Genomic DNA, 8,002 nt, shown 5'->3' with positions numbered 1-8,002 from the left:
CGATCATAGCGCGCGTGCCGCCTCGCATCGGCCCTCCGCTGGTAGAGGCGGCCGGCGATAGCACCCTGCTGAAAGGCAATCCGCGTCGCCATCCCGAGGTCGGCGGACGTTATCTCTGGCGGGGAAGATAAGGGGGGCAGGGTCTTGCGGCGCAGCCGGCGATAATTGCCACCAGAACGAGCAGCGGGAGGTTGCGGCAACCGCGGAAGTCGGACTGTCTCATTACAGCCTGTGTAGTCTAGCTTGATTTTACCGTCACGATGGTTGCGTCATATGTTATGTGGCGAGTAGAACGGATCTGCTATAATCTGGAATTGCGTCGGCCCTTAATTTCAACCGAAAAATTCATCCAACTGAGCTACTGCCGGTTTGGTGGACGGCAAGATAAGCTAGCAACGCCTTGTCCTGAACTCCATAGGGTTGAGATAGTTCAGCTTTGAATGCCTGCGCCGTTGATTATAGAAACACTCGATGTATCCGAATACGTCTGCCCTTGCTTGATCACAGGTACGATATGTTTTGGCTGCTGTGCGTTCAGTTTTGAACAAGGAGAAGATGCCCTCCATTTCTGAATTGTCCCTGACAATACCGGCTCCGCTTACGAGTGATACTGATGCTGACCAGCAAGCGTTGGAATTGCTCGCTGGTATATTGTGAGCCCTGATCTGAATGATAAACTAGCGCGTCGGCTTTGCCCCGGCGCCACATTGCCATCATCAGGGCATCCATAACAGCGCCGCATCGCGCTCCGCATTTATCGACCAGTCGACGATACGCCGGGAGAAGAGATCACGAACCACGCCACCTGGAACCAGCCTTCGGCAATCCAACATAGGAGAAATGGGCAAGTGCGTGGCTAGTGCAATTACTGGAACGCCGGCCGCGCAAGATCGCGGCGGCTGCGCCGGCCAACAAGATCGCCGGAGTGATCTGGGCAGTGATGGCACGTGGTGAGGTGTACCGGCGGGAGCCGACAGTAGCCTAGCCACGAGCCGGTGTCGAGGAGGCAAAGGCGATAGAAAAAGATGGCGATCGGTCGAACCGACGAATGGTAGCAATCCAGTCCGGGTCAACGGCACATCAATGCCGTAGAAGTGTCTGGATGCCATTCGCGGAACCCATCTGGGCAGGCAGCCATGGCCCTGCGCCACAAAAGCCGTACACATGACCGCATTCGTGCCGCTGCCAAATTTCTTGTAATCTCGCTCTTGAATCCAGGGCCGTTCCACACGCGAACCGGGAATTCCACCGAGATTTGCTCTGGCTCACTTTGGCTGCTGTTTAGATGACATCGTTTGGCCGCGTCGATGGGATTATCTGCCATGCACGCTCGATTTCAGCGCGCAAACCTTGCACCGGAAGGCTTCGTTGTTGTCTCAGTACAGAGAGCATCGGCGAGGATGTCCAAATCCTGCTGCGTTCACGGTATGGCTCTGGGGCGTGTCCCGATTGCGGGCGGCTAAGTCGCCGGGTTCAGAGCCGATATGTCCGTCGACCATTGGACCTTCCTCTGGATGGCCACCGCGCCTTTCTTGCGATCATGGCGCCCCGGTCGGTGCGCCGGCATGCGGTTGATCAGACTGACGAGCTTCATGTCATAGGCATTGACGATTTCGCTTTCCGGCGGCGCCAGAGCTATGGGGGCGATCATTTGCGATCTGGAGCGCCGGAAGCCTGTTACCCTATTGCCGGACCGAGCGCTGGAGACGTCTCGAGCCTGGCTTGCCAACCGCCTGTTGATATCGATTGTTGCCCGTGACCGGGGCGGCGGATATGGCGAGGTAATCGCAAAAGGGCTGCCTGAAGCTCAGCAGGTTGCCGATCGTTGGCATCTCACGGAGAATTCAAGTCGAGCGTTTCTGGACGCCGTCAGCAAGTCCATGCGGCAGATCAGACGGTCGGTCGGCAACAATGACATTGATCCCAAGTTTCTCACCTATGCCGAGAAGCTGCAATATGAAGGCTACCGACGTCGGAAGGAAGCAAACGAAGCGATCCGGGAACTGGCGAACAACGGACCTCCATCAGGCAGATTGTCCGGCAAACAGGTCATAGCCGAAAGCTCGTTCGCGACGTTTTGCGCGGACAGCGACTGGACGTTTTCCGTACCTGGCCAAGCTCTCTGGATAGCTGGTTGCCGTGGTTGAACAGTAGATGGGAAAGCGGCGCCCGCAATGCTCAGGCACTTTGGCGTGAGATGCGCACCGAAGGCTTTATTGGTCAGAGCGGTGTCATCTCGCAATGGGCACAGCGCCGGCGCCTCGCTGAGAAGGCCAATCAAAGTAGATTTGCACGCACGCCCTCCGCCAGGGTTATTGCCCGCCTGATGACCTCGGCACGGGATGAGCTTGCTAAATCCGAAGCGATTCTGGTGGCAGTTATCGAGGCAAGCGTCCCTGAATTGGTCGCGGCGCGCAAAGCGATTGGGGACTTCCAATCCATGATCCGCCCAAAGTCAGCGGCAAAGCTCGATGAATGGCTGGAGATTGCCAAAGGCAGCCTTATCGGGTCATTCGCCAATGGCGTCGAAAAGGACCACACGGCTGCCAGAAACGCGATCGTCTCGCCATGGTCGAACGGACAGACTGAGGGGCAGATCACGCGCCTCAAACTTATCAAGCGACAGATGTATGGGCGCGCGAAACTTGACCTGCTTCAGGCGCGCGTAGTCGGCGCATGAGCATCGCCAGCAGCAAATGTGAGTCAGAGCCGCTTTTACCTGAATCAGATTGTCGCTTAATTTACGAAGACCGTATGAAAACTGTAGGTCATCGATTCGCCTGATCCCCAGCTGGTGATAGGTTTGGCCATGGCGCACATGACGGGGACGGCGCGTTCGCAGCTTCTGCTTTTACCCGAGGCGGTGGACGACTATGTGGGGCCGGAGAATCCGGCCCGCTTCATTGAAGCGTTTGTTGACGAGCTTGACCTGCAGAGTCTGGGCTTTGCCCGGGCCACGGCCAAGGCGACGGGCCGCCCGGGATACCAACCTGCGGATCTACTGAAGCTCTACATCTACGGCTGTCTCAACCGCGTGCGTTCAAGCAGGCGACTTGAGGCGGAGGCACGGCGCAACATCGAGGTCATTTGGCTGTTGCGGCACCTCAAGCCGGACTTCTAGACCATTGCGGATTCCGGCGTGAGAACCGAGCCGCCTTCATGCCGGTGTTCCGCCGGTTCGTCATCCTGTGCCCGGAGCTTGACCTGTTTGGGCGGGAGCTGCTGGCCGTGGACGGCACGCGCATCAAGGCGGTGAACAACAAGAATCGCAACTTCACTGGCGCCGCGTTGGCGACCTTCATCCGCGAGGCTGACGAGAAGCTGGCCAAATATCTGACCCGGCTGGACGAGGGCGATGCGGAAGAGGACCGGGCCGGCGGCGGCGGCAAGACCAGACTGGCGGAGAAGATCGTGGCGATCCGCGGCCGGCGCGAACGCCACCAAGCGCTGCTGGATGAGCTGGAGCGCAGCGGCGCTGACCAGATTTCGCTTACCGATCCAGACGCCCGCGCCATGGCCCGCATGACCAAGGTGGGGGTGGGTGACAACGTCCAGCTGGCCGTGGATGCCAAGCACGGGCTCATCGCCGAACAGGCGGTCAACAACCAAGTACTCGACATGGGCCTGCTGGCGCCCACTGTGACCGCCGCCATGGAGACGCTGGGTGTGGCGACAATCGAAGCCGTGGCCGACCGGGGCTATTACAAGATCGAGGACATCGCCGCCTGTGAAGCGGCGGCCATCACCGCCTATGTGCCCAAGCCGATCAAGGGCACAGCTGCCCGCGACGGACTCTTCCCCAAGGAGGTATTCCGCTATGACCCGGACCAGCATGTCTATGTCTGCCCAGGCGGGGCAACACTGGTGCCGCTCTATGAAGGCAAGCTGCGGGACAACCGTAAGGTTGATTATTGCAACCGCCAAGCTTGCCGGGACTGTGCGCTCAAGCCGCGCTGCACGACCAACAGCTATCGCCGCGTGTTCCGGCTCGACAACGAGGCGGTCATGGACCGCATGGCGACCCGGCTCGCCGCCCGACCGTAGATGATGGACCGGAGACGCGAAACGGTCGAGCATCCGTTCGGCAGCATCAAGCAGTGGATGAACCAGGGCGCGTTCCGTATGCGTAAGTTGGAGAATGTCCGTGGGGAGTTCAGCCTCACCGCACTGGCCTACAACATAAGAAGAGGCATCACCCTGGTCGGCGTGCCGAGATTAATCACCGCAGTAGCGGCATGATGAGGTAAAGCGCGGGCTTTGCACCGCCGACTGCAGAGATCATCGCCACCACGAACGAGAAAGCTGACTCGCCCGACGTGACGCACGTAACCACCCAAGCTGCAAACCAAGATGGGTTTTCACACGGTCTGTACAAGTTATGCCACAGTAGGCAACACTCCCACGCCAAGCCCACCCTCTGATGAGAGCGAACGAATCATGAGAATTTCGGCCGGGTATTGGCAACGTGGATCGATTGCTTGCTCCGGTCAGCGAACAAGAACTACAAAACCGTGGCCGTACTACTGACTAGTAAGTAACTTAGGAATGCCGGCTTGGTAGAAGTTCATTCGCGCTGACGAAGGGTAGAGGCGACGGTGCCGGTCGTCCTAGAAGGAAACCTTGAACGACGCTGCATCCTGCTGCGTAAAGGGCATCTAACTGAATTTGAGTCTCTACGCCTTCAGCGGTGACCGCGAGGTGCAGGCTGTTGCCCATCGCCAGGATCGCGTGCACCATACTTGTAGCGTCCGCGTCAATACCAAGATTTTGCACGAAGGAACGATCAATCTTCATTTTATCAAACGGAAATTGGCGAAGTGTGCCAAGAGAAGAATAGCCAGTACCAAAGTCATCGAGAGCGATGCGGATACCATGCGCCTTTAGTTGTCTCAACATCGCGAGTGCGCGTGAAGAATCATCTATCAACACACTCTCGGTTATTTCGAGCTCGAGTTGTTCAGCCGGCAGCCCAAGGCGGGTGATTGTCGCGATAATATCTTCAGGCAGGTTCGGGTTACAGAACTGGCGGGGTGAGAGATTGACTGCAAGGACGACGTCTTTCGGCCAGTCACGTGCCGTTGCTACTGAACACTCAAGCACCATTTGGCCAAGTGGCATGATCAACCCTGAGTCTTCTGCAATCGGGATGAACTCCGCGGGTGAAATCCAACCTCGCTCCAAATGGTGCCAACGCACCAAAGCCTCATAACCGACGATCCTCCGCGTAACGCAATCCACAAGAGGCTGATAATGAACGTCGAGCGTGCGCGCCTCAATTGCATGCCGTAGATCCTGTTCGATCGCCTGGCGTTCGCGGAAACGAACATCCATTCCCACCTCAAAGAAGCAATACCGATTTCGTCCTTCGCGTTTTGCTCGACCAAGCGCGAAATCTGATGCCTGCATCAGAGAAGCCGATCTGCTAGCGTTAATTGGCGCCGATGCAAGACCAACCGAGGCACCAATCATGAGAATTAAGCCATTTACTTCGACGGGCCGGCTCAGTGTTTCAATAATTCGCTCTGCCAGCCCTATAGCAGCCTCCGCAGTTGTGTTGGGCAGTAAAATTGCGAATTCGTCACCACCTAATCGCGCTACCAGATCTTCTTGTCGAACCAATCGTTGTAATCGTGATGCCACGTGCTGCAGCACCCGGTCACCTATTGGATGGCCATGCAGGTCATTCACAGCCTTAAATCGGTCCAGATCAATCATCAACAAATATGCCGGCCGTGCTGTAACGGTGGATTGGATCGTTTTGGCCAGTACTTCGTCAAATCTAACACGATTAGAAAGGCCAGTGAGCGCATCGTTAAATGCGAGGTGTTCGATCCGTGCTTCCGCCTTTCGTCGCTCAGTGATGTCACGGAGTGCAATCACGCCCGCTGGTTTTCCTTCATAGCGGATCGCTCGACTTGCGATTTCGACACATAATATCCTGCTACTTTCAACAGCGATTTCAATCTCGTCGATCGAGTGCACCTCAGCGAAAAGATGTGGACGTAGGGTATTGCGGCACTTGGGCGCCACGATCTCGGCCACGTCGCGTCCCGCAAGTCCCTCCGCGCTGGATTCGAGCATGTGGCACAGCACGTTGTTTGCCCACAAGATTACACCATCAGCGTGAATGAGCAGACCCTCGATCGTGCAGTCCGCCACCTCGCGCAGTCGCGCCGCTTCTTGTCGGACCCAGCGCCAGCGTTGATCGAAAACAGCAATAACCGACGCCAATCCGATCACCATTGCACACGCGGCGGCTGAAGTAAGAGTGGCGTTTCTGCCAATCAGAATTCCACCAACCGCTGGTTCCGTGCCAGGCAAATAGCGAGTGCCGGCCATGGCGATGAAATGTATAGCCGCAATTCCGAGGACCAGAAAAATCCCCGTTTCCACCACCGCGCCAGCACACGATAATGCGTCCACTCGCCGCCAAGCTAGTGTGCTCAGTATCATACCAAGCGTTATGGCCAGGATCACGCAACCAGGTTGATAGTCCAAGCGTCCGTCGAACCGCATCGCTGCCATGCCGGTAAAATGCATTGCCGCCACGCTGCCCCCCAGAATTGCCCCCGAAGCAACCCGACGAAATATGACCGGGTTAGGCGCCAATACGAGCGCAAACGCGGGCGCTGCTCCAAAAATTGCGCAGGCTGCTGACAACACTGTCGGTAGAAGGGCATAGCCCATTTCCATATCCGGCTCTTGGGCCATCATGGCGACAAAGTGGGTCGTCCAGACTCCACTTCCAAAGATCAACACGGCTAAGCCGAGCCAGAACGAGCATTTCCCCGCTCCTTTGGTTCTTGCCCGCGCAACGAGAAATGCGGCGCAGAGACAAGAACCGAAACCGATCGCGATCGCTAACAAAATCCATGCCCAGGCGATTATCGACATGGACCGTTCTCTAGCGGATTCTTGAGCGCCATAACGCGCACGCCTGCCAGTATTTGTTGCATTTTATGCGATCTAATGCATCTTCACAAACATAATATTAATTTCTCCGCCGTAAGACATAACGTATTTACGGATTGTGTCTTCTCCAGGAGAAGAGGCCTTCTCGCGATGAGCCGCCACCATTCCTTGCAGTGCTAGATCTAAAGATTCAGGCTTATTCAGCCGGATGGCGCATAATTTAGGATTTACGCGAGATTGCTGGATGGCGAGGACGGGTTTGCCACGCGGAGCACCGTCTCCTGGTGGCCACTCATGGAAGCTGGCCTCGCGAACGAAAAGACCCAACAAAGCCGCCATGCCACGTTATCAACAGAAAACATTTTCACGTCTGGAATGCCTGCTTCCGAGCATCCAATTCGAGCCCGGGAATGACTAAACAGGGCGCTTCTTTCCGTCCAATATTTGGGACAATTGGTGCTGTGAGCAGACTGGCTGCTTTTTGTGGTTTTTAAAGCAAAACGGCTATTGGCTAAACCGTGACGAGGCCTAAACGTCAAGCGGTTGAACGGTCTCCGCTTGGCGTGACGCCGAACTGCCGCTGATAGGCGCGGGTGAATGCTGTTTCAGATTGGTAACCGACATCTTCAGCAATGACCGCGAGCGGCGCACGGCTCGCGCGGATACGGCCCCTGGCGATGGTAAGTCGCAACTCCGCAAGGTAAGCGGCTGGCGCCATGTTAACGGCCGCCTGAAATTGCCGGACCAGCGTGGCGCGGGACGTATTGGCACAAGAGGCCAGCTCGTCCAACGACCAGGGCCGGGCAGGGTTGTTCAGCATACTGATAAGCGCCTTTGCGGGTTGCTGTCGCGTTAGCAGCGCCAGCACGCCATGCCGAGGCGCAGCGGCGGCCAGATGTGTGCGCAACACGATGACCATGACGGCCAGTGCGAGCGAACTCGCCACAGCGGCAGCACCTGGCCGATCCTCCTCAAGCTCATTTTGCATTAGCAGTTTGCTGAAAAACCCCGAAACTTGGTTTTATTTTTTCTGATTTAGCTTTGGGGCCTGGATTTTGGTTCAAGTGATTGAAGTTTCTTGCCGGTTTCT

At 56.7% G+C, this 8,002-nt stretch carries 6 protein-coding genes and 2 pseudogenes; 4 read left to right on the top strand and 4 right to left on the bottom strand.

All coding sequences use genetic code 11. From position 1 onward, the window contains the following. Positions 1–389 precede the first annotated feature (389 nt). Positions 390–841: pseudogene (locus tag MXAZACID_RS20255) on the bottom strand (transposase); the annotation flags it as partial. A gap of 481 nt (positions 842–1,322) precedes the next feature. Between MXAZACID_RS20255 and MXAZACID_RS18475 the strand changes: the two are divergent. The 4 genes and pseudogenes from MXAZACID_RS18475 to MXAZACID_RS19860 all read left to right on the top strand — a co-directional run bounded on the left by MXAZACID_RS18475 (position 1,323) and on the right by MXAZACID_RS19860 (position 4,239). Further along, positions 1,323–2,680: pseudogene (locus MXAZACID_RS18475) on the top strand (ISL3 family transposase). A 129-nt stretch (positions 2,681–2,809) separates the two neighbouring features. Further along, positions 2,810–3,121, top strand: a complete 312-nt coding sequence (locus MXAZACID_RS19870; protein WP_205619852.1) for a transposase — start codon at positions 2,810–2,812, stop codon at positions 3,119–3,121. Between the two features lie 38 nt (positions 3,122–3,159). After that, positions 3,160–4,044, top strand: a complete 885-nt coding sequence (locus MXAZACID_RS19865; protein WP_205619851.1) for a hypothetical protein — start codon at positions 3,160–3,162, stop codon at positions 4,042–4,044. After that, a complete protein-coding gene (locus MXAZACID_RS19860; protein WP_205619850.1) occupies positions 4,045–4,239 on the top strand; it encodes a transposase in 195 nt (64 codons plus the stop codon). It abuts the gene before it with no gap. A gap of 300 nt (positions 4,240–4,539) precedes the next feature. Here the strand turns inward: MXAZACID_RS19860 and MXAZACID_RS16520 are convergent, their stop codons facing one another. The 3 genes from MXAZACID_RS16520 to MXAZACID_RS16515 form a co-directional block, all read right to left on the bottom strand. Further along, the gene (locus MXAZACID_RS16520; protein ID WP_008495669.1) at positions 4,540–6,894 is read right to left on the bottom strand and encodes an EAL domain-containing protein; all 2,355 of its coding nucleotides are present in this window, start codon (positions 6,892–6,894) and stop codon (positions 4,540–4,542) included. Positions 6,895–6,966: 72 nt separating this feature from the next. After that, a complete protein-coding gene (locus MXAZACID_RS18930) occupies positions 6,967–7,251 on the bottom strand; it encodes a hypothetical protein (protein WP_144052859.1) in 285 nt (94 codons plus the stop codon). A gap of 196 nt (positions 7,252–7,447) precedes the next feature. Further along, positions 7,448–7,900, bottom strand: coding sequence for a helix-turn-helix domain-containing protein (locus tag MXAZACID_RS16515; protein ID WP_008495668.1), 453 nt, complete (start codon positions 7,898–7,900; stop codon positions 7,448–7,450). Between the last annotated feature and the right edge of the window lie 102 nt (positions 7,901–8,002).

It is taken from the genome of Acidocella sp. MX-AZ02 (genome assembly GCF_000306035.1).
GTDB classification, from domain to species: Bacteria; Pseudomonadota; Alphaproteobacteria; order Acetobacterales; family Acetobacteraceae; genus Acidocella; species Acidocella facilis.
Note: the sequence above shows the minus strand (reverse complement) of the source record. Positions and strands in the feature narration are given on the sequence as shown.